At 71.5% G+C, this 20,840-nt stretch carries 21 protein-coding genes; 7 read left to right on the forward strand and 14 right to left on the reverse strand.

Annotated features, from left to right (window positions below; genetic code table 11):
- The first annotated feature begins 47 nt into the window (after positions 1 to 47).
- The gene (gene purL / locus EDF27_RS00260) at positions 48 to 2,429 is read left to right on the forward strand and encodes a phosphoribosylformylglycinamidine synthase subunit PurL (RefSeq protein ID WP_123701476.1); all 2,382 of its coding nucleotides are present in this window, start codon (positions 48 to 50) and stop codon (positions 2,427 to 2,429) included.
- Between the two features lie 6 nt (positions 2,430 to 2,435).
- Positions 2,436 to 3,356: a 2-hydroxyacid dehydrogenase gene (locus EDF27_RS00265; protein ID WP_123701380.1), complete on the forward strand. Its 921-nt coding sequence runs from the start codon at positions 2,436 to 2,438 to the stop codon at positions 3,354 to 3,356.
- Between the two features lie 95 nt (positions 3,357 to 3,451).
- On the opposite strand, the gene EDF27_RS00270 is transcribed toward EDF27_RS00265, so the two are convergent.
- Together EDF27_RS00270 and EDF27_RS00275 are read right to left on the reverse strand one after the other, a co-directional pair.
- Positions 3,452 to 4,525: a beta-propeller fold lactonase family protein gene (locus EDF27_RS00270; RefSeq protein WP_132046699.1), complete on the reverse strand. Its 1,074-nt coding sequence runs from the start codon at positions 4,523 to 4,525 to the stop codon at positions 3,452 to 3,454.
- Entirely contained in the window at positions 4,522 to 4,827 is a 306-nt protein-coding gene (locus EDF27_RS00275) for a chorismate mutase (protein ID WP_123654425.1), read from the reverse strand. The genes EDF27_RS00270 and EDF27_RS00275 overlap by 4 nt, the downstream gene beginning before the upstream one ends.
- Positions 4,828 to 4,941: 114 nt before the next feature.
- On the opposite strand from EDF27_RS00275, the gene EDF27_RS00280 reads away from it, so the two are divergent.
- Positions 4,942 to 5,346, forward strand: a complete 405-nt coding sequence (locus EDF27_RS00280) for a DUF1304 domain-containing protein (protein WP_123701378.1) — start codon at positions 4,942 to 4,944, stop codon at positions 5,344 to 5,346.
- A 9-nt stretch (positions 5,347 to 5,355) separates the two neighbouring features.
- Here the strand turns inward: EDF27_RS00280 and EDF27_RS00285 are convergent, their stop codons facing one another.
- Positions 5,356 to 6,372: an iron-siderophore ABC transporter substrate-binding protein gene (locus EDF27_RS00285; protein ID WP_165931284.1), complete on the reverse strand. Its 1,017-nt coding sequence runs from the start codon at positions 6,370 to 6,372 to the stop codon at positions 5,356 to 5,358.
- Positions 6,373 to 6,430: 58 nt separating this feature from the next.
- Here EDF27_RS00285 and EDF27_RS00290 point away from each other — a divergent pair, with 58 nt between their 5' ends.
- A complete protein-coding gene (locus tag EDF27_RS00290) occupies positions 6,431 to 7,306 on the forward strand; it encodes a shikimate dehydrogenase (protein WP_132046701.1) in 876 nt (291 codons plus the stop codon).
- Positions 7,307 to 7,320: 14 nt separating this feature from the next.
- Here EDF27_RS00290 and EDF27_RS00295 read toward each other — a convergent pair whose 3' ends face one another.
- From EDF27_RS00295 to EDF27_RS00305, 3 genes are read right to left on the reverse strand one after another with little or no spacing between them, the layout of a single operon-like run.
- Positions 7,321 to 8,277: an SDR family NAD(P)-dependent oxidoreductase gene (locus tag EDF27_RS00295; RefSeq protein ID WP_132046703.1), complete on the reverse strand. Its 957-nt coding sequence runs from the start codon at positions 8,275 to 8,277 to the stop codon at positions 7,321 to 7,323.
- Between the two features lie 18 nt (positions 8,278 to 8,295).
- Positions 8,296 to 8,679: a YchJ family metal-binding protein gene (locus tag EDF27_RS00300; RefSeq protein WP_123654429.1), complete on the reverse strand. Its 384-nt coding sequence runs from the start codon at positions 8,677 to 8,679 to the stop codon at positions 8,296 to 8,298.
- Between the two features lie 4 nt (positions 8,680 to 8,683).
- Positions 8,684 to 9,109 carry an organic hydroperoxide resistance protein gene (locus tag EDF27_RS00305; protein ID WP_132046705.1) on the reverse strand — a complete coding sequence of 142 codons (426 nt, stop codon included), beginning with the start codon at positions 9,107 to 9,109 and terminating at the stop codon, positions 8,684 to 8,686.
- Positions 9,110 to 9,240: 131 nt separating this feature from the next.
- On the opposite strand from EDF27_RS00305, the gene EDF27_RS00310 reads away from it, so the two are divergent.
- Both EDF27_RS00310 and EDF27_RS00315 read left to right on the forward strand, forming a co-directional pair.
- Entirely contained in the window at positions 9,241 to 9,912 is a 672-nt protein-coding gene (locus EDF27_RS00310; RefSeq protein WP_132046708.1) for a hypothetical protein, read from the forward strand.
- A gap of 32 nt (positions 9,913 to 9,944) precedes the next feature.
- The gene (locus EDF27_RS00315) at positions 9,945 to 10,676 is read left to right on the forward strand and encodes an SOS response-associated peptidase (RefSeq protein WP_132046710.1); all 732 of its coding nucleotides are present in this window, start codon (positions 9,945 to 9,947) and stop codon (positions 10,674 to 10,676) included.
- Here the strand turns inward: EDF27_RS00315 and EDF27_RS00320 are convergent.
- From EDF27_RS00320 to EDF27_RS00335, 4 genes are all read right to left on the reverse strand, one after another.
- Positions 10,657 to 11,778: an acyltransferase gene (locus EDF27_RS00320; protein WP_123701372.1), complete on the reverse strand. Its 1,122-nt coding sequence runs from the start codon at positions 11,776 to 11,778 to the stop codon at positions 10,657 to 10,659. The genes EDF27_RS00315 and EDF27_RS00320 overlap by 20 nt on opposite strands.
- 142 nt (positions 11,779 to 11,920) lie before the next feature.
- Positions 11,921 to 12,241, reverse strand: coding sequence for a hypothetical protein (locus EDF27_RS00325; RefSeq protein WP_123701371.1), 321 nt, complete (start codon positions 12,239 to 12,241; stop codon positions 11,921 to 11,923).
- A 62-nt stretch (positions 12,242 to 12,303) separates the two neighbouring features.
- Positions 12,304 to 12,636 (reverse strand): hypothetical protein, encoded by a 333-nt coding sequence (locus EDF27_RS00330; RefSeq protein WP_132046712.1) that lies wholly within the window; start codon positions 12,634 to 12,636, stop codon positions 12,304 to 12,306.
- Between the two features lie 222 nt (positions 12,637 to 12,858).
- On the reverse strand, positions 12,859 to 13,614 hold the full coding sequence (locus EDF27_RS00335; RefSeq protein WP_132046714.1) for a helix-turn-helix transcriptional regulator: 756 nt from the start codon (positions 13,612 to 13,614) through the stop codon (positions 12,859 to 12,861).
- A 53-nt stretch (positions 13,615 to 13,667) separates the two neighbouring features.
- Here EDF27_RS00335 and EDF27_RS00340 point away from each other — a divergent pair, with 53 nt between their 5' ends.
- Positions 13,668 to 14,936 (forward strand): MFS transporter, encoded by a 1,269-nt coding sequence (locus EDF27_RS00340; protein ID WP_123701368.1) that lies wholly within the window; start codon positions 13,668 to 13,670, stop codon positions 14,934 to 14,936.
- Here the strand turns inward: EDF27_RS00340 and EDF27_RS00345 are convergent.
- The 4 genes from EDF27_RS00345 to EDF27_RS00355 all read right to left on the reverse strand — a co-directional run bounded on the left by EDF27_RS00345 (position 14,933) and on the right by EDF27_RS00355 (position 20,826).
- Entirely contained in the window at positions 14,933 to 15,490 is a 558-nt protein-coding gene (locus EDF27_RS00345; RefSeq protein WP_123701367.1) for a low molecular weight phosphatase family protein, read from the reverse strand. The genes EDF27_RS00340 and EDF27_RS00345 overlap by 4 nt on opposite strands.
- 2 nt (positions 15,491 to 15,492) lie before the next feature.
- Positions 15,493 to 16,791 carry an adenylosuccinate synthase gene (locus tag EDF27_RS00350; protein WP_123654455.1) on the reverse strand — a complete coding sequence of 433 codons (1,299 nt, stop codon included), beginning with the start codon at positions 16,789 to 16,791 and terminating at the stop codon, positions 15,493 to 15,495.
- A 210-nt stretch (positions 16,792 to 17,001) separates the two neighbouring features.
- A complete protein-coding gene (locus EDF27_RS19475) occupies positions 17,002 to 17,166 on the reverse strand; it encodes a hypothetical protein (protein WP_165931285.1) in 165 nt (54 codons plus the stop codon).
- Between the two features lie 66 nt (positions 17,167 to 17,232).
- The gene (locus tag EDF27_RS00355; RefSeq protein ID WP_132046716.1) at positions 17,233 to 20,826 is read right to left on the reverse strand and encodes a S8 family serine peptidase; all 3,594 of its coding nucleotides are present in this window, start codon (positions 20,824 to 20,826) and stop codon (positions 17,233 to 17,235) included.
- Between the last annotated feature and the right edge of the window lie 14 nt (positions 20,827 to 20,840).

The following is a 20,840-nucleotide window of genomic DNA, read 5'->3' on the forward strand; positions in this document are numbered from 1 at the left end:
AGCCGACCGACGTGACCGACTCCACTGCAGCAGGGAACGACAACACCGTGACGACCTTCGTGCGCCCCGAGCCCGACACCGTCCAGGACGCCGCAGCGACGCCCGACAAGGACCAGCCCTACGAAGCCCTCGGGCTCAAGGCGGACGAGTACGCGAAGATCCGCGAGATCCTCGGCCGCCGCCCCACCTCGGGTGAGCTGGCGATGTACTCCGTGATGTGGTCGGAGCACTGCTCGTACAAGTCGAGCAAGAACTACCTCCGGCAGTTCGGCAAGAAGGTCACGCCGGAGATGACCAAGAACCTGATGGTCGGCATGGGCGAGAACGCCGGTGTGGTCGACGTCGGCAACGGCTGGGCGGTGACCTTCAAGGTCGAGTCGCACAACCACCCCTCCTACGTCGAGCCGTACCAGGGTGCTGCCACCGGTGTCGGCGGCATCGTCCGCGACATCATCTCGATGGGCGCCCGCCCGGTCGCCGTGATGGACCAGCTCCGCTTCGGCGCGATCGACCACGAGGACACGGCGCGCGTCGTGCACGGCGTGGTCGGCGGCATCTCGTTCTACGGCAACTGCCTCGGCCTGCCGAACATCGGCGGCGAGACCTACTTCGACTCCGTGTACCAGGGCAACCCGCTGGTCAACGCGCTCGCGGTCGGCGTGCTGCGTCACGAGGACCTGCACCTGGCGAACGCCTCCGGCGCCGGCAACAAGGTCGTCCTCTTCGGCGCCCGCACCGGCGGCGACGGCATCGGCGGCGCGTCGATCCTGGCGTCCGACACCTTCACCGAGGGCGGCCCCACCAAGCGCCCCGCCGTGCAGGTCGGCGACCCGTTCGCCGAGAAGGTCCTCATCGAGTGCTGCCTCGAGCTGTTCCAGAAGGAGCTCGTCGAGGGCATCCAGGACCTCGGCGCCGCCGGCATCTCCTGCGCCACCTCGGAACTCGCCAGCAACGGCGACGGTGGCATGCACATCTCGCTCGACGACGTCCTGCTGCGCGACCCCACGCTCACCGCCGAGGAGATCCTCATGTCGGAGAGCCAGGAGCGCATGATGGCGGTCGTCCGCCCCGACAAGCTCGACGCCTTCCTGGCCGTCGTCGACAAGTGGGAGGTCGAGACCAGCGTCCTCGGCGAGGTCACCGGCACCGGCCGCCTCGTCATCGACTGGCAGGGCAAGGAGATCGTGAACGTCGACCCGCGCACGGTCGCCGTCGACGGTCCGGTCTACGACCGCCCGGTCGCGTACCCGACCTGGATCGACGCCCTGCAGGCCGACGGCGCGGACTCGCTCGACCGCCCGGAGACGGGTCCGGCGCTCAAGGCGCAGTTCCTCCAGCTCCTCGGCTCGCCGAACCTGTCGTCGAAGAACTGGGTCACGAACCAGTACGACACCTACGTGCTCGGCAACACCGCGCTCTCCTTCCCGGACGACGGTGGCATGATCCGCGTCGACGAGGAGACCGGGCTCGGCGTCGCGATCGCCACCGACGCCAACGGCCGCTACTGCCAGCTCGACCCGAAGCAGGGCGCGCGTCTGGCCCTCGCCGAGGCGTACCGGAACGTCGCCGTCACCGGTGCCGTTCCCGCGGCGGTCACCGACTGCCTGAACTTCGGCTCCCCGGAGAACCCCGAGGTCATGTGGCAGTTCTCCGAGGCCGTCGAGGGCCTCGCGGACGGCTGCATGGAGCTCGGGATCCCGGTCACCGGCGGCAACGTGTCGTTCTACAACCAGACCGGGTCGACCCCGATCCACCCGACCCCGGTCGTCGGTGTGCTCGGCGTGATCGACGACGTCGCACTCCGGATCCCGTCCGGCTGGCAGGACGACGGTCACAACATCTACCTGCTCGGCACGACGAACCTCGAGCTGGACGGCTCCGCATGGGCCGGCACGGTGCACGGTCACCTCGGTGGTCGGCCGCCGCGCGTCGACCTCGCGCGCGAGAAGGCACTCGCCGAGCTCGTGCACGCCGCTGCGGACGAGCAGCTCCTGACGAGCGCCCACGACCTCGCGGACGGCGGCCTCGGCCAGTCGCTCGCCGAGTCGGTCCTGCGCTTCGGCGTCGGTGCACGCGTCGTGCTCGACGAGCTCGAGAGCCGTGACGGCGTCGACACCGCGACGGCGCTCTTCTCGGAGTCGACGGCCCGCGTCATCGTGACCGTCCGCCGTGAAGACGACGTCCGCTTCCAGGGTCTCTGCAACGGCCGGGGCTTCCCGGTGCTCCGCATCGGCGTGACCGACGGCACCTCGCAGGCGCTCGAGGTCCAGGGCGCGTTCGAAGCGACCGTGGAGGAGCTCCGTGGCACGCACGGCGCGACCCTGCCCGGCCACTTCGGCGACGTGATCCAGGAGGCCGTCACCGAAGGTGTCCTGGGCCGTGGCCCGCTCGCCTCGGACGGCACCTTCTCGCCGCGCACCGACAGCTGATCCCCGGTGCCGATCGTCACGCTGCCCTTCGCTGAACTCGTCGACCGTTTCGGCCCCGTGCCGGACGGCGTCGAGCTCGACGTCTGGGACCTCGAGGCGCCGTACCCGCGCGCTGACGAGGTCGCGGTCACGCTCCTGCCGTTCTACTTCCAGGGGCGCCACCGCTGGCAGTACGTGCACGACCTGCCGAACCTGCAGCTCCTGCAGCTGCCGAGCGCCGGCTACGAGCACGCGGTGCCGCACGTCCCCGGACACGCGCAGCTGGCGAACGGCCGTGGGATCCACGACGACGAGACGGCGGAACTCGCCGTCGGGCTCGCGCTGACGTCCCTCCGCGAACTCGGGCAGTTCCAGTTCGACCGTGCGAAGGGCGTCTGGGACGTCCGGCAGACCCGGTCACTGGCGGACCGACGGGTCACCGTGGTGGGCTACGGCGCGATCGGCGGTGCGATCGCCACCCGGTTCGAGGCGTTCAAGACCGAGGTGACCGTGGTGGCTCGGACCGCCCGCGAGCAGGACGGCCGGCACGTGCACGCGTTCAGCGAGCTGCCCGAGCTCGCGCGGACGACCGACGTGCTCGTGCTCATCACGCCGTTGACGGACGAGACCGAACGACTCGTCGACGCCGATCTCCTCGCCGCACTGCCCGACGGCGCCCTGGTGGTGAACGTCGCGCGCGGCAAGGTCGTGGACACCGACGCCCTCGTCGCCGAGCTCTCGAGCGGCCGGCTGTCCGCCGGGCTCGACGTCACCGACCCCGAACCGCTCCCCGAGGGGCACCCGCTCTGGACCACGCCGAACACGGTGCTGACACCGCACGTCGGCGGCAACACGGACCTCAGCGTGCCGCGGTCCATCGAGCTGATGCGCCGTCAGGTGGCGGCGCTGGCCGAGGGCCGCGCGTTCGAGAACCTCATCGAGGTCTGACCGAGCGCGAGCCGCAAGCCAGCGCGACCCGCAGGTCCGCGGCCCGCAGGCCCGCAGGCCCGCAGGTCCGCAAGCCAGCGCGGCCCGCAGGACCGCTACAGCGGGACGATGCAGGTCGGCGTCCCGACCGGGATCTGCGCGACTGCCTCCCCGGGGACGCCGTCATCACCCACGGGCAGGACCGCGATCGCGTCCGACATCTGGTTCGCGACCAGGACGTACCCGGGCACCCGGGCGAAGTGCCGCGGCCACACACCGCCGCACGGTGCGGACCCGACGAGCGTCAGCCCGCCGTCCGCGGCGTCCAGCACGACGATCACGTCACGTCCACGGACGGCGACGACCACGCGGCCGTCCTCGTCCACCTCGATGTGGCTGAGGAGCGACTCGCCGACCGGACCGTCGAACGTCGGTGCGGACGCGACGACGCGGAACGCTCCGGACTCGTCACGACGGAGGCGGTGCACGCGACCGTCGAGCTCCCCCGCGACGAACAGGTCGCCGTCGTACCAGGCCATGTGCCGCGGGCCGACGCCGGGCTCGACGTGGTGCACGCGCACCACCTCGAGCGCGACGGACTCCGGACCGAGGTCCACCCGGTACTCGTGCAGTGCGTCCCCGCCGAGGTCCGCGACGAGCAGCGTGCCGTCGGGCGTCGCGATCGACTGGTGGGCGTGCGGCCCCTCCTGCCGGTCCTCGACGGGGCCGGTGGCGTCGGGGAGCACCGCGGTGTCCACGGCGGATTCCGGGACGACGACGGAGTCCCCTGCCCCGTGCGCACCGACGACCCCGTCGCTCGCCAGGACGGACGCGGCGAGTGACTCCGCCGCGGCCAGGGACACGGCCGTGACGGTGCCGGACACGTAGTTCGTGACGACGAGCGCACCGGACGGATCGACCCGGACGTGGCACGGGGCGTCCCCGCCGGACGGTGCGTCCCAGAGGTGTTCGAGGGCGGTGCCGCGTCGGCGGAAGGCACTCACGCTGCCGTCGGCGAGCTCGGAAACGGCGTACACGCGGTCGCCGGAGACGGCCAGGAACGAGGGGTCGTCCAGCACGGCGACGGTCGAGGCGACGCCGTCCTCGACGACGGAGATGCCGGTCGCGGTGCCCCCGCCGGTGGCAGTGTACGACCCGATGAGCAGCGTGGGCAGCGCCGGAGCGCTCACGCTTCTTCCTCGGCGATCTGCTCGTGGTGGTGGATGACCTCGGCGACGATGAAGTTCAGGAACTTCTCCGCGAACGCGGGGTCCAGGTGGGACTCGGCGGCGAGGGAGCGCAGTCGGGCGACCTGGATGCGTTCGCGGTCGGGGTCCGCCGCCGGCATCCCCGCGCTGGCCTTGAGGTACCCCACACGCTGGGTGTACTTGAAGCGCTCCGCGAGCATGTGGATCACGGCGGCGTCGATGTTGTCGATGCTCTGCCGGATGCTCTGCAGTTCCGCCACGGCCGCGTCGTCGTACTCGCTCATGTGCCGAGCCTAACGGCGTCCGGCTGGCCGCCAGGTGTCGGTTACGCGAGAGCGCGCCACGTCCGAAGCTGAGTGGGACCTGAGCACCCCTTCGGTGCTGGGACAATGGAACCCATGTCGGTGCTCCTCGTCATCTCGAGTGTGTGCGCGGTCCTCGCTGGACTCGTGCACGTGTACATCTTCTTCCTCGAGTCGGTGGCGTGGACCAGCCCCCGGGTCCGGCGGATCTTCGGCATGGCATCGGACGCCGAAGCCCGGGCGACGCGAGCCCTCGCGTTCAACCAGGGCTTCTACAACCTGTTCCTCGCGATCGGCGCGGTGCTCGGTGTCCTGTTCGTCGTGACGGGCAGCGCGGTGAGCGGCTGGACGCTGATCGTCTTCTCGACGGCGAGCATGCTCGGCGCCGCGGTGATCCTCGCGGGGACCGGTCGCCGGTACCTCAACTCCGCGTTCGTCCAGGGCTCCCTGCCGCTCATCACGCTGCTCTTCGCGTTCCTCGGCTCGCTCTTCGCGAACTGACCGCGCTGATCAGCCGAGCTTCGACGCGAACTGGTCCGGCAGGCGCTTGAGCGCCCACTCGATCGCAGCGGTGGTCCCCATCGAGAACGCGGACGAGACGTCCTTGTCGGAGAACACGATGAAGTGGCCGGCCTCGACCGACGGCACCTTCTGGAACAGCGGATCGGACTCTGCCGCCGACGCCTCGACGTAGATCGGCAGGATCACCGTGAGGTCGGCGTTCAGCAGGTCGAGGTTCTCGTCCGAGAGGTGGACGGAGAACTGCTTGCCCGCTTCCTGGTCGATCTTCGCCGGGATCGTGAAGCCCAGGTTCTGCATGAAGGTGGCCCGGCTGTCCGCGGAGGCGTAGGCACCGAAGCCCTCCGACGTGTAGGCGCCGATCACCGCGGTCTTGTCCTGGAACTCCGGGTGCGCCTTCCGCGCGGCGGCGTACGCGTCGTCGACGCCGGCGAGCAGCTTCTTGCCCTCGGAGACCTTGCCGAGCGCCTTCGCGATCATCGTGGTCTGCTGCTTCGTCGAGGCGAGGTAGTTCTCCGCGCCCTTCGGGATCGCCACGGTTGGCGCGATCGCGGAGAGCTTGGCGTAGCGGTCCTTGTCGCCGGAGGACTTCACGTCGAGGATCACGTCCGGCTTGAGCTTGAGGATGTCCTCGTAGCTGGGCTCGAGCGTGTTGATGATCTTCGGGGACTTCGTGTACGCACCCTTGAGCCACGGGCCGACGCCGTCGCCGCCGAAGGCGAGCCAGTCGCTGGCACCGACGGGCTGCACGCCGAGTTCGAGTGCGGTCTCGGCGTCGCCCCAGCCGAGGGCGACGACGCGCTTGGGCTGCGAGTCGATCTTCGTCGTGCCGAGTGCCGTGGTGATCGACACCGGGAACTGACCGTCGGCGGAGGACGACGATGCCTCCGGCGAGGTGGTCGACGAGCCGGACGAGCATCCGGCGAGGACGAGCGAGGCGGCCACCACGGCACCGGCGGCGGCGAGTACGCGCCGGAAGCGCTGCTTGGAGAGGGAGGTACGGATCACGAAGGTAAGCCTAACCTAAGGGTCCGCCACGAAACGCGGATGGATAGGCTCTGGACCCGTGGCCACGTCGTACCAGGACCCCGATCGCACACGCCTCGCCGTGCTCGGCTCGCCGATCGCACACTCGCTCTCGCCCACGCTCCACGCAGCGGCCTACGACGTCCTGGGGTTGCCCTTCACGTACGGGAGGCACGAGGTCGCCTCCGGCGGTCTGGACGCGTTCATCGCCGGGCTCGGTCCAGATCAGCGGGGGCTCAGCCTGACGATGCCGCTGAAGCGCGAGGTGCTCCCGCTGCTCGATCGCACGACACCGCTCGTGGACGAGCTCGGGGTCGCCAACACGCTCGCGTTCCGTTCCGAGGGCGGCCGGGTGGTGCGCGCCGGCGCGAACACCGACGTCGAGGGACTGGTCCGTCCGGTCGCTGCCCTCGGGCACGTCCCCGGTGAGGCGACGATCCTCGGCGGCGGGGCGACGGCGGCGAGTGCGCTGACGGCATCGCTCCGCCTCGGCGCCCGTCTCGTCCGGGTGTTCCTCCGCGACACCGCGAAGGCGCGGGACCTCGTCGGCCTCGCGACCCGGCTCGGGATCACGCTCGAGGTGCACCCCCTCGCCGACCTCGAGCAGGCGGGGCCGCTCGGCTTCGTGATCTCGACGCTCCCCGGCGGCGCGGCCGACGAGCTGCCACTGCGCCCGTCGGGCCCCGACGCGGTGCTCTTCGACGTCGCGTACGAGCCGTGGCCGACCGCGGCGTCCACGCGCTGGGAAGCCGCCGGCGGACGGGTGCTGAACGGCCTGGACATGCTCACCGAGCAGGCGATCGGCCAGATCCGGTTCTTCCTGACCGGCGACGAGGACGAGCTCCTGCCGTCGGAGGCCGCGGTCCGCCGTGCGATGCGCGTCGCCGTCGGACTGCCCGAGCAGATCGGCGGCTGACCCCGGCCGTCCGTTCAGGCCTGTCGGGTCCGGCCCTCGGCGTCGAGGAGCGCGACCGACACGTCCCACAGCCGGTCGGCGTCCGTCGGGTCGAGCGCCCACGGCCGTACCCCGTACAGCCCGTCCTGGATCGCGTCGACGACGGCGGCCTCGTGGCAGTCCTCGTAGTACCGGCCGGAGACTCCGGCGAGTTCCGGAGCGGTGGCGAGCAGGACGGACGTGGCCGCGCCCTGCTCGGGTGTCTTCACGACGTCGGCGGCAGCCACCTTCGTCGCCGCCAGGACGTCCGGGTCCCAGTGCTTCTGCAGCCCGGTCCAGATCCCGCCCGGCATGCAGGAGTTCGCGGTGATGCCGTCCTCGGCCCAGCGGAGTCCGACCCCGACGGCGAAGAGGGCGTTCGCCGTCTTGGACTGCGCGTACGCCAGCCCGGGCTCGTAGGGACGGCGGCGGAAGAACAGGTCGTCGAACACGACGGGCGATGATCCGTGGCCGCTCGACGACACGGCGACGATCCGCGCGGAGCCGGACGCGGCGAGTGCCCGGTGCAGGCCGCGTGCGAGCGCGAAGTGCCCGAGGTGGTTCGTCGCGAACTGCGACTCCCACCCGGCCGCCGTGTACGACTCCGGCGCGTCCATGATCCCGGCGTTCGCCACCAGGACGTCGAGCGGGCCGTCCCAGTCCGCCGCGAAGGCCTCGACGGAATCGGGGCGGTCGAGGTGCAGTGCACGCACCGCGGGTGCTGCTCGTCCGGTGGACCGGGCGATGTCGTCTGCCACACGGTGCCCCGCTGCGACGTCGCGCACGGCCATCGTCACGACGGCACCGGCGCCGGCGAGCGCCCGGGCGGTCTCGATGCCGATGCCCGAGGCGGCGCCGGTGACGATCGCCGTCCGTCCGGTGAGGTCGATGCCGTCGAGGACCTCGGCGGCGGTGGTCCGGGCACCGAAGGCGGCGAGGTCACGGGACGGCATGGGCACTCCTGTCGGGACTCAGGTGGCGACCACGCCGTCGACGTAGAACCAGCGGCCCTGTTCGCGGACGAAGTCGCTCGTCTCCTCGAGCGTGCCACGCTCGCTGTCGGTGCGCCACCACGCGCGGAACGTGACCTGTCCGCGCGAGTCGAACGGGCCTCCGTCCCGGGTGGACAGGACGTCGAGCCGTGTCCACCGCTGCTCCGCGTCGAGCTCGAGCGTGTCCGGTCGGGTGCTCGGGTGCCACGAGAGCAGCAGGTACTCGGGCAGCCCGAGCGCGAACGCGGAGAAGCGCGAGCGCATCAGCCGTTCCGCCGTCGGCGCCGCGGCGCCTGCGTGCAGCGGGCCGCAGCACTCGTCGTACGGGTTCCCGCTGAGACAGGGACAGCGCGTGGTGGCCACGAGGTCAGTCGACGAGGGACAGCGTGACGGTGATGTTGCCCCGGGTGGCGTTCGAGTACGGGCAGATCTCGTGCGCGCGCTCGACGGCCCGCTGCCGCTTGGCCTGCTCGACGTTCGGCGTGTAGACGTCCAGCTCGACGGCCAGCCCGAAGCCGCCGTTGCCGTTGCCGCCGATGCCGACCTCCGCCGAGACCTCCGCGTCCGTGGTGTCCACGCCGAGCTCCTTGCCCGCCGCGTGCAGCGCGCCGAGGAAGCACGCCGCGTAGCCGGCGGCGAAGAGCTGCTCCGGGTTGGTGCCCTCACCGCTGCCGCCCATCTCCTTCGGGGGACGCGTGTCCAGGTCGAGACGGTCGTCCTCGCTGCGGACGTGCCCGTCGCGGCCGCCTCCCGAGGCGTGGGCGACGGCGGTGTAGACGATGTCGAGACTCATGGGATCAGGTGACCGTGCCTGTCTGGACGATTCCTGACGAGCGGCTCCGCGACGCGGACCGGCGCGCGTCCGAACCCGGTTCGTCGGGCGTGTCCGAGCGATGCTCAGCGCTGAGGAGTACCAGGGACCACATGAGCACGTACGCCCTCGGCTGGCGCGTCTTCCGCGACCACTTCGGCCGGGACGTGCCCGCGGACCGACGCCGCTTCGGGTTCGTCGTCGGCGTCGTCACCGCGGTCGCCGCGTTCGTGGTGCTGGTGGTCGTCGGCCTGGTCGCCCCGTGGCCGGACCTCCAGGGGCCGGCGGCGTGGATCGGAGCCGCGCTGCTCGCAACCGGACTCGGCGCCTTCGCGGTCGCCCTCGTCCCGCTCCGCCCGCGGACCGCCGACGGCGCACGGCTGTACTGGTCGGGATCGCAGATGGCTGCGCCGGACCACGTCGAACGGTACTTCCGGGCGAGGACCGCCCCGACGATCGACCCGCGCGACCGGGACGACGTGCTGCGCGATGCCGAGGCCGTCCGAGCCGGCGTGCTCCCCGAGGTCTACCGGGGGCTGGTCGTCGTCGCGGCGACGGTCCTGGCCGTCGCCGGCGTTGCCCTCCTCGACCTCCCCGCACGCATCGTCGTCTGGGTGGCGCTCATCACGGCGGTGCGGACCGTCATGAACGTGATCCGGCTCGGCCGCGTCGAGCGCGCCCGAGCCCTCGCCGCGACGCTCCCCGACGTCCCGGCCGCTCCGGAGCGGCCGCCCGGGCGACGGCGTTCCCCGAACGGGTCGAAGATCCAGCTCCCCGGGGACTGACGACTGTCGGCGGCAGCGGGCACACTGGGCGCATGTGTGGCCGCTTCGTCGTCTCCGACACCACCGCTGACCTGCTCCCCGAGCTCATCGGGGAACTCGCCGATCGCACCGAGCACGTCGACGAGGACACCGGCGTCGTCGGCACCGGGCTCGTCCCGAGCTGGAACGTCGCCCCCACGGACCCGGTATTCGCCGTCCGGCAGCGCCACGGGGAGCGCGAACTCCCGCAGATCAGCTGGGGCTTCGTCCCGAGCTGGGCGAAGGACTTCCAGAAGCAGCGGCCGAAGCCGATCAACGCCCGCATCGAGACCGTCGCGACGAGCGGCATGTTCAAGCGCGCCTTCTCCACGAACCGGTGCATCGTCCCGGCGCAGGGCTACTACGAGTGGGTGGTGCGCGAGGACGGCAAGGAACCGCACTTCGTGCACGAGCCCGGCGGTGCCCTCGCGATGGCCGGGGTCGTCAGCGCGTGGCCGGACCCGACGAAGCCCGAGGGTGACCCGGACAAGTGGAAGCTGTCGCTGGCGATCATCACCAGGGACGCCCACGTCGCCCCCGGGGAAGTGCACGACCGGATGCCGGCCTTCCTGACCCCGGACGGCTACGACGACTGGCTCGGCGGGGAGCTCCACACCGACGACCTGCTCGCGCTGCTCGACCACGAGTCGCTCGCGGTGGCCGCGGGCCTCGAGCAGTACGAGGTCTCCCGGACGGTCAACAGCGTGAAGAACAACGGCCCACAGCTCATCGAGCCGGTGGCGTAGCCGACAGGGACCGCTCCTCGACGTGCCCCTCGGCATCGACGGGGCGTCGGGCGAACACCCGCTTGAGGCGCATCGCCGGTCGTTCGACGAACAGCCAGCTCGCCCATGCGAACGGCAGCGCCGCCACGACCGACAGCGCCGCGAACACGACGACCGGCAGCTGCTGGTGCGGGAACGCGAGCACCATCGTCTGCTGCACGGGGAAGCCGTAGATGTACAGGCCGTACGAGACGTCGTTGCGGGCGCCCATCCAGTGCAGCGGCAGGAGGATGCCGGCGACCAGGCACAGGTAGGCGAGGGGGACGCCGACCAGCGCACCGGACACCCCGAGCGCCGCGACGGCCACCACGAGTGCAGCGGCCAGCAGCACGAGCGGCCAGGCGACCGGGATCCGGTCGCGCTGCAGGTAGAGCAGCGCACCGCCGCCGAAGTACCCGCCGAGCCGGGCGGTGGCCTCGATCTGTCCGGGGAGGTGCAGCACCCCGGCTGCCTGCAGGAGGACGATCGCGGCACAGACGACCAGCAGCGCGACGACCGCGCGCGTCCGCCACCGCACGGCGACGAGCGACACCAGGAACCCGATCGCGAGGTAGCAGAGGAACTCGAAGAACAGGGTCCACAGCGAGGCGTCCCACGCGTTCGGGTACGGGACGTGCCCCAGCGTGCCCGTGATGCCGTACTGGCGGATGTAGAGGAACGCGTCGTGGAAGACGTACCCCGCCGCGCCCGTGAACGTCCAGGTCCCGCCGCCGGGGAACATCGCGACGACGGCCGGGGCGATCCCGAAGGCGACCACGACGAGCGCGACGATGAACGCCGGGTAGATCCGGAGCACCCGGCGCCAGACGAAGTCGACGAGGGAGCGGCTGTTCACCCGGCTCGTGGTGATGAGGTAGCCGGAGATGCAGAAGAAGCCGGCGACGGCCCAGCTCCCGAGGCCCTGGTCCCCGAGCACGGGATCGGGGCCGTACCCACCGATGGGCCACGAGTGGGACAGCACGACGAGTCCGGCCAGGATCAGCCGGATCGCGTTCAGCGAGTTCCTGCGCGGATCGAACCGGGCGCCGAGGCTGCGTCGCCCCTGTACGTCAGCAATGCTCACGGGGCCGAGGCTAGAGACGCCGGTGGACTCGAGCCAGCGTCATCGGGATCCGTGCGGGAAACCGCCACCGCAGAGATCACCCACGCCGAGCACTCCACGGGGTGCGGGGTCACCCCCCGGACGGGACTCCGGGGCTCCGGGACTACGGGCGGACGGGCCGGATGACGTCGGGCAGGATCCGGTGCAGTCGCTCCCCGAGGGCCGCCTGCGCTTCGTCGAGCGATCGGAAGTCCCCGACGTACTGCCCGAAGGTGTCGGAGACGAAGAAGTGGGTGCCCTGCCGGTCGACGGTGCCTCCGTAGTAGCCGCCGTAGTTCGCGGCCCACAGGCCGGTGTCCGGACGGCTCCAGGTGATGTGCGCGCGCTGCTCGGGAGCGACGACCTCTGCCTCGATCGCGGTGATCACGCGGATGGTCTCGGTGTCGAGGGTGACCTCGGCCGGTGCGTGGTGTGTGTCGGTCATGCTCGTGGTGTTCCTTCGCGACGCGGTGCCCTGCCCGGGCGGTTGCTGGTTCTTGCGGCCGACTACTCGACGGGGCGGATGACGGTCGGCAGCATCACGTGCAGCCGGTCCGCCAGGTTCGCCTGGGCGTCTTCGAGCGAGGCGAACTCGCCGACGACGAGGCCGAAGGTGTCGGAGGCGACGTACCGGCCGTCGCGCTTGTCAACGGAGCCGCCGAAGTAGCCGCCGTAGTTCGCGATCCACTCACCGGCGTCTTCCTGGGTCCAGGTGAGCTTGGCCCGCGCGGGACGGATGCTGCTGGTCGCTTCGGCTTCGAGCACCGCGATCGTGTCGACCGTGTCGGTGTCGAGGGTCAGTTCACGCTGCGGCTTCGTGCTGCTGGCGGTCATGCTCATGGCGCTGCTCCTGTCGCGTTCCGGGGTACATCGTGCGGTGGTACGACCGTATGGCGTCACCGACCTCGCTCGCCATGGGCCCGCGTCGATTCACGGCTTCCGTTCATGCCGACCATCGGCTGTTCCCGGTTTCCCGGGGCGGTGCGACGCACTTCCGGGGTACACGTCCCCCGACCCCTCCCGCGTTCAGCGGACAGGCGTCACCCGACCCGTCCGCGGACGTCAGCCGCGTTCCGCAGCGCGACGCCACGCACCCGGTGTGAGCCCGACCAGCGGCGTGAACTGCTCGATGCACTGACTCGTCGTGGCCCAGCCGCACGCAGCCGCCGTGTCGGTGACCGACCGCCCCTGCGCCAGGAGCACCAGCGCGCGGTGCACCCGGAGCTGCGCCCGCCACTGCCGGTAGCCCATCCCGGTCTCCTCCCGGAACAGGCGCGTCAGCGTCCGCTCCCCGACGCCCGTCTCCCGCGCGAGGGCGGCGAGCGACCGCGGGGCGCCCAGGTCCCGCTCGACGAGCGCGACGACACGGCGCAGCCGGGGGTCGGCCGGCTCCGGCAGGTGCAGCGGCTGCTCCGGGGCGGACGCGACCTCGTCCACCAGGACCGCGCGCAGGTGCGACCTGGCCACGTCGGAACGGTGGCCGTCCGTCGTGATGGCGAGCACGGCCTCCCGGGCGAGCGCGGTGACCGCGAGGACGGCGGGACCCGACGGGAGGCTCGTGGCGGCTTCCCGGGACAGGTACACGACGCGCATGTCGGTCACCCCGTGCGCCCGGTGCCGGTGCTCGGCACCGGCCGGCACCCAGGCCACCCGGTTGGGTGGCGCGATCCACGCGCCGCCGTCCGTGATGAGCGAGAGCACGCCGCTCGCGGCGTAGACGAGGTGCCCGCGCGGATGGGTGTGCGGTTCGGTGGTCTCGGCGTGGTCGAACCGGAAGGCGGCCTCGGGCCGGTCGTCAGCAAGGCGGGAATCCGACATCGATCGGCAGTGTACGTGTTCCGCGCAGCCGCGGCAGCTGGTCGGATGGAGCCATGGCCACCGCGAGCACCGCATCCGTCCCCGTCCCCACCGCTCGGCGCCGGGTCCTGGCGGCGTGGTACGTCGGGGCGGGGCTCCTGCTCGTGGCGATCAACCTGCGGATGGGCGTCGCCTCGGTCGGACCGGTGCTGGCCGCGATCGAGCGGTCCCTGCACCTGTCTCCCTCGGCGGCCAGCCTGCTGACGACGATCCCGGTGTTCGCGTTCGGTGCCTTCGCGTTCCTGACGCCGGTCCTGACCCGGCGGATCGGGCTGCACCGGCTGCTCGGACTGACGATGGCGGTCCTGGCGCTCGGCATCGCGCTGCGCCTCGAGCCGCACGGGTGGGCACTCTACGGCGGGACCGTCCTGGCGGGCGCGGCCATCGCGGTGGCGAACGTGCTGATGCCCGCGGCGATCAAGACCGACTTCGCGCACCGCGTCGGCCTGATGATGGGGCTCTACTCGACGGCGCTCTTCCTGAGCGCGGCAGTGGCATCGGCGGCCGTCGTGCCGCTGATGACCGCGTTCGGCGGTGCGTGGCGCCCGGCCCTGGCGTTCTGGGCGCTGCCGGCGGCCCTGGCGTTCGTGGTGTGGCTCCCGCGGGCGCTCCGCAGTCCCGGGCACGTCCGGGGGTCGCGCCGGGTCGCCGACGCCCCGCGAGAGGCCGACGAGCCCCGGATGGCGGCCCTGCTGCGGGACCCGGTGGCGATCGCGGTGACCGGGTTCATGGGGCTGCAGAGCCTGTCGTACTACGCGTTCCTGACGTGGGCGCCCACGGTGCTGCAGGACGCCGGGGTCTCCGCGCACACCGCGGGGCTGATGCTGGCGTACTCGAGCCTGCCCGGGATCCTGACCGGCATCACGGGTCCGGCGCTCGCCCGACGGGTCCGCCCGTCATGGGTGCCGGTCCTGGTCGTCGTGGCCCTCTGCGTCACCGGCTTCGTGGGGCTCGGCGTCGCACCGGCCGCCGGGGCGTGGCTGTGGATGACCCTGCTCGGCCTGGGTCAGGGCGGGGCGATCAGCCTGTCCCTGAGCTACATCGTGTGGCGGTCCCCCGACGCCCGGCACACCGCGCACGTCTCCACGATGGCGCAGGGCATCGGCTACCTGCTCGCCGGGCTCGGACCGCTCGGGATCGGGCTGCTGCACACCGTGACGGGGAGCTGGACGGTGCCGATCGTCGTGCTGGTGGCCCTGCTCGTCGTGCAGGGGTTCGCCGGGGCGGCCGCGAGCCGGGAGCGACACGTCCTGCAGCGCCGCTCGGCGGACCGGCAGTCCTAGGAGACCGCCCGCAGCGCGTCGGCGATCGTCGTGAGCGCCCGGTCGATCTCGTCCGCGACCCGCTCGTGCGTCGCGGCGGACCGCCGGTAGGGGTCGTCGACGTCGTCGTCGGCAGGGTCCGCGGGCGGCGGCACGGTCCCGCGCAACCGTGCGACGCGCTCGACCAGCGCCTCCGGCGAGGACACGTCGGCGAGGTCGCCCGGCTCGAGCCCGTCGAGCACCCGGGCGAACTGCGTGATGGTGAACGCCCGCTTCGCGGCGCGCGGGGCCCGGCGCACGACCTCCGCACGGTGCGACCGCTCGGCGGTCAGCACGAGGTCGGCGGAGCCCGCGACGGCCTCGGTGAGGTACCGGGACCGGTGCGACGAGGGGTCTCCGCCGAGCCGGACGGACTGTGCGGCGGCGGCAGGGTCCATCACGGCGCCGTCCTCGGCGATGGTGCCCGCCGACTCGACCAGGTGGGCCGAGGCGGCGGGTCCGAGCCGGGCACGCAGGACCTGTTCGCCGAGCGGCGACCGACAGAGGTTGCCGCTGCAGACGAACAGGATCCGCATGGTCAGGACTCGTCGGTCCCGAGCAGGTCGTGCCGGACCACGATCGCGTCACGGCCGGGGCCGACGCCGATCGCCGAGATGCGGGCACCGGACATCGCTTCGACGGCGAGCACGTAGTCCTGCGCGTTCTTCGGCAGGTCGTCGAACGACCGTGCTCCGGTGATGTCCTCGGTCCAGCCGGGGAACTCCTCGTAGATCGGCTTCGCGTGGTGGAAGTCCGACTGCGATACCGGCACTTCCTCGACCCGCTCGCCGTCGACCTCGTACGCCACGCACACCGGGATGGTGTCGAGTCCGGTGAGGACGTCGAGCTTCGTCAGCACGAAGTCCGTCACGCCGTTGATGCGCGCCGTGTAGCGCGCGATCGGGGCGTCGTACCAGCCGCAGCGGCGCGGACGCCCGGTGGTGGTGCCGAACTCGAAGCCGTTCGCGCGGAGGAACTCCCCCGAGTCGTCGAACAGCTCGGTCGGGAAGGGCCCGGCGCCGACACGCGTCGTGTACGCCTTGACGATGCCGATGATGCGCTCGAGCTTGCCCGGGCCGATGCCCGAACCGGTCGCGGCGCCGCCGGCGGTGGCGGACGAGGACGTCACGAACGGGTAGGTGCCGTGGTCGACGTCGAGCATGGTGGCCTGTCCGGCCTCGAACAGGACGGTCTCGCCCCGCTCGAGGGCACGGTGGATCTCCAGCGCGGTGTCGGCGACCATCGGGCGCAGACGCTCGGCGAAGGACAGCAGCGACTGGACGACCTCTTCGGGATCGATCGCGCGGCGGTTGAAGACCTTCACCAGCAGGTGGTTCTTCTGGTCGAGTGCGGCTTCGACCTTCTGGCGCAGGATGTTCTCGTCGAAGATGTCCTGGATCCGGATGCCGACGCGGTTGATCTTGTCCGCGTAGGTCGGGCCGATCCCGCGACCGGTGGTGCCGATCTGACGCTTGCCGAGGAAGCGCTCGGTCACCTTGTCGATGGTGCGGTGGTAGTGCGTGATGACGTGGGCGTTCGCGGAGACGCGGAGCTTCGAGACGTCGACGCCGCGGGCCTTCAGCGCGTCGAGTTCCTGGAACAGGACCTCGATGTCGACGACGACGCCGTTGCCGATGACGGGCGTGACCCCGGGGGTCAGGATGCCGGAGGGCAGCAGGTGCAGCGCGTACTTCTCGCCGCCGACGACCACGGTGTGCCCGGCGTTGTTGCCGCCGTTGAACTTGACGACGTAGTCGATGCGGCTGCCGAGGAGGTCGGTCGCCTTCCCCTTGCCTTCGTCGCCCCACTGGGCGCCGATGATGACTGCTGCGGGCATCTGGTTCTCCTCACGTTCGCGGAGGACCTCACACGGCCTCGGGCCGGTGGTCCACCCGAGTCTATCGGACGCCCGTCGGGGCGCCACCGGATGACGGGCCCCGCCCCGCGCCACCGGATGACGGGCCCCGCGCCGGGACACGACGAACGGGAGGCACGGTGCCAGCTGGCACCGTGCCTCCCGTCGGTCTGTCTGGTGACGTCTCGCGGATCAGCCGCGGAAGAAGTCCGCGTAGCTGGGGTCGCCCACCGGGGCGTGGTGGCCGGGTTCGGCCAACCGGCGCTCGACCATCGCCTGGATGACGTCGGGCGGCGTCAGACCGCGACGGCGCCATTCGGCGGGGTTCTGCCGGAGCTGCGTCAACGTGTTCTGCATGAGGACACCGTGCCACATTTTCACTAGTTCCCCTAACTACCTATCCGTCAGACGCACCACGAGCGGCTACCGCTTGGTCACCTTGGCCGTGGCCTTCGACGTCGCGGTGCCGTCCTCGTAGCCCTTCGCCGACGCGGTCACCCGGACCTGGAAGCGGTGACCCGCGTCCGAGGAGCCGAGCTTGTACGTCGCCGCCGTTGCCCCCTTGACGGCCTCGCCGTCCCGGAGCCACTGGTACGAGTAGCGGACCCCGCTGGCGTCCCACGAGCCGTGGTGTCCGGTCAGCTTCTTGCCGACCTTCGTCACCCCGGAGACCGTGACGGCGCTGCCCTTGCGGAGCGTCACGACCGGTGCAGCCACGGTCGCGCTGACCGTGTCCGCCTGGTCGCCCGCGGCGTTGTGCAGGTGCAGGAGCAGCACCTGTGCACTCGACGTGGACGCCGCACGCGTGAGCGCGAGCGAGCCGCTGTCCGGGTGCAGCACCGACGACCCGAAGGACAGTGCCGGGGCGGACGGGTCGAACGTCGCGGTCTTCGTGTCGTCCACCACGTAGGAACCGCTCGTCGCGAGCGCCGGTGCGTAGGACGACTCGGTGAGCACCGAGTAGTCGAACGCGCCGGTGACGCCGATCGCCTCCTGCGAGACGGTCAGGACCTTCACCGCGCTGTCGAACGTGTTGACGTCCTGGCCGGGCGCCCCGCCGTTCAGCGGCTGCGAGTCGAGCGTGTCGCCGGTGGCGAGGTCGATCGTCGTCGCGAACGTCGCGTCCACCGTCGCCGACTTCGCGTCGTACACCAGGTAGTCCGGCGTGCCGTCACGGTCGGCGTCGATGAGCACCTCGACGTTGGTCACGGCGCCGGGGTTGGCGTCGGGACCGGCCGTCTGCACACCGAACGCGAGCGTGCCGTCGGCGACGTTCGCCCCGTAGGCACGGACGTCAGCGGCCTGCAGGGACTGCTTCGCCGAGCCGTCCGGGAACGACTCCTGCGGGTCCGTCCCACCGAGCACGAACGGCGCCACGAGCGCACCGGTCACACCGCGTCCGGCGAGCGTGATGCTCGCGGTGGTCGCGGAGGCCGGGAACGTCACGTCGGAACCGTGCACGGCGCTCACCGCCTTCGGCGCGGCGTAGGTGCCGAGCCGCAGCGGGTTGAGCTTCTTGTCGGTCGGGGTGAAGGTCACCAGGCCGGTGGCCGCCGAGACGAACTCGCGCTGGTAGCCCAGCTCGGTCGACTCCTGGGTCGGGTCGATCGTGCGACCGATCTTCGTCGGGTCGGCGATCCGCATCGTCAGGGTGACGGTGGCGGTGCCGTGCGGGACGACCGTGACGCGCTTCTTGTCGACCGAGAACGCGACGCCGGCCTGTGCCACGCGCGACTCGTACGCCACGTCGTAGGTGTGCGGTCGACCGTCGGTGTTCTTGATCTGCAGGGTGCGCTTCTCGGTGGTCGGCGAGGTGACCTCGACGACGCCGAAGGAGGCCGTGACGAGCTGGTCGTTCTCCACGCTCCGCACCGTGGTGCCGGCGGTGACCGCCTGGAGCGCATCGACGCGGCCGGTGCCCTGTCGCAGCAGGGTCGCGTTGCCGTCACCGTCGAGCACGTCGTGCGTCGCGGTGTTCATCAGGGTCGCCTTGACGTCCGGCGCCGACCAGGTCGGGTGCGACTGGAACGTCAGCGCGGCGATGCCCGCCACGTCCGGCGTCGCCATCGACGTGCCGCTCATCGAGAGACGGCCGTCACCGGTGCCGTTGGCCGCGGAGATCACGTTGACCCCGGGACCGGCGATGTCCGGCTTGACGATGTCGTCGTACGAACCGTGGACACCCCGGCTGGTGAACTGCGCGAGCGTGTTCACCGCCTCGGCGTCGGTGGCGAGCTCGAAGCCCTTGAGCTCGTCGGCGAAGCGCACGTGCAGCGTCCCGGCCTGGGCAGCGGACTGGAGGCTCGACACACTGTCCGCGGTCAGCTCGGCACCCGGGATGGTCGCGTTCCCCGCGATGCCGGACGCGAAGGTGTTGATCGTCCCGGCGAGGAGGACGCCGACGCCGCCGGCGGCCTCGACGTTGGTGAAGCGGACGCCGGAGCCGCACTCGAGCGCGGCGTCGGTCCACTTCAGCCAGACCACCTTGCCGGCGATCTTCGCGGCCTCGTCGGCGCTGAACGCGGCGCAGCCGTCGACGTTCGTCGTCGGGACGACGACGTCGCCCTCGACGGGCAGCTCACCCTGGTAGTTCTGCGAGTACTGCGCACGCCAGGTCTGCGCGACGTCCGCCGGGGCGGTCGCCTGGACACCGTCGTAGAGGCTCTGGCCGGTGGCGCTCGCGGCGACCGTGAGGGCGCCCTCCGCGTTCCCCGGCGAACCGCCGATGTCGGTGAAGTCGTCGGCGTTGCCCGAGGCGATGACGGGCAGGACACCGCGGGCGGTGAGCGCGTCGATCTTCGCGTTGTCGGGGTCGTCCGGTGCGCCGTAGTCGGAGCCGAGCGAGAGGTTCAGGACGTTGATGTCCTTGCCCTCGGTGAGCGCCTGGCCGACCCAGTCGAGCGCGGCACCGGTGAGGTCGGTCGAACCGCCGCCGTCACCGAAGACCTTCAGGGCGTAGAGACCCGCCTCTGGTGCGGTGCCCGGACCGACCCACATGTCCTGGACCTGCTCGGTCGTCAGCTTCGTGTAGTCGCCGTCGAAGGTCTGCTTGTCGGCGTCGAGGCCGTACCCGGCGATCGTGCCGGACACGTGCGTCCCGTGGTCGCCGCCCTTGCCGTCGATCGGGTTCGCGTCCGGGGCCGGCGTCGGGTCGTAGGCGGGGTCGCTCGGGTCCGCGTTGTAGGTCGCACCGGCGAAGTCGTAGCCACCGAGGAACTTCTCGGGGTCGTAGGAACCCGCTGCCGGGGCGGTCGCGCTCGCCAGGGCTGCGTCGTACGCGGCCGTGGTGCCGGGGCCGCCGAAGTCCGCCTGGGTGTAGTCGAGGCCGGTGTCCAGCACGGCGACGTTGACGCCCTTGCCGGTGTGCCCGGTCTGCTGCCACGCGTCGAGGGAACGCGTGTAGACGTCGCTCGCCGCGTTCTTCGGGCTGACACCGTCGACGCCCGGCTTGACGGCGTCGGGGTCGACACCGCTCGGGGCCGCGTCGGCGCTGTCGCTGACGCTCGGGTCGACGATCTTCTTCGGGGTGAGCGGGATGATGCTCTCGACGTCCGCGCGGTCCGCGATCTTCCGGAGCGCCGCGACGTCGGCGACGACGGCGACCCCCGGCACGGTGTACTCGGTCGTGTACAGCTCGGTCGCGTCGCTGTCGACGGACTGCACGGCATCGCTGACGTCCGACGTCGTCGACTCGATCGCCGAGACGCGCTGCTTCGCGGCGGTCGACGGGGTCTTCGACTTCGTGAGGTCGCCGCCCTTCGCCTTCGCGTCCACGGCGAGCGCGCCCTCACCCGTGGTGCGGACGAAGGCGGCGACGGTGGTCTGCGACTTCGCGTCCCGCAGGGGGGCCGCGAGCTTCAGGTCCGCGGAGCCGACGCCGGCCGGCGCCGCCGATGCCGCGCCGCCGACGGCGAGACCGCCGCAGGCGAGGGCTCCGGCAGCGACGAGCGCCGTCGCGATGCGCGTGAAGCGATGTGGACTGTGGTCGTTCGGGGTGTTCGGTGTTGCACGGTTCACTGGGCGCACCTGGA

Origin of the sequence: Curtobacterium sp. PhB136, assembly GCF_004346855.1 — a bacterium.
In the GTDB taxonomy this organism is placed as follows: domain Bacteria; phylum Actinomycetota; class Actinomycetes; order Actinomycetales; family Microbacteriaceae; genus Curtobacterium.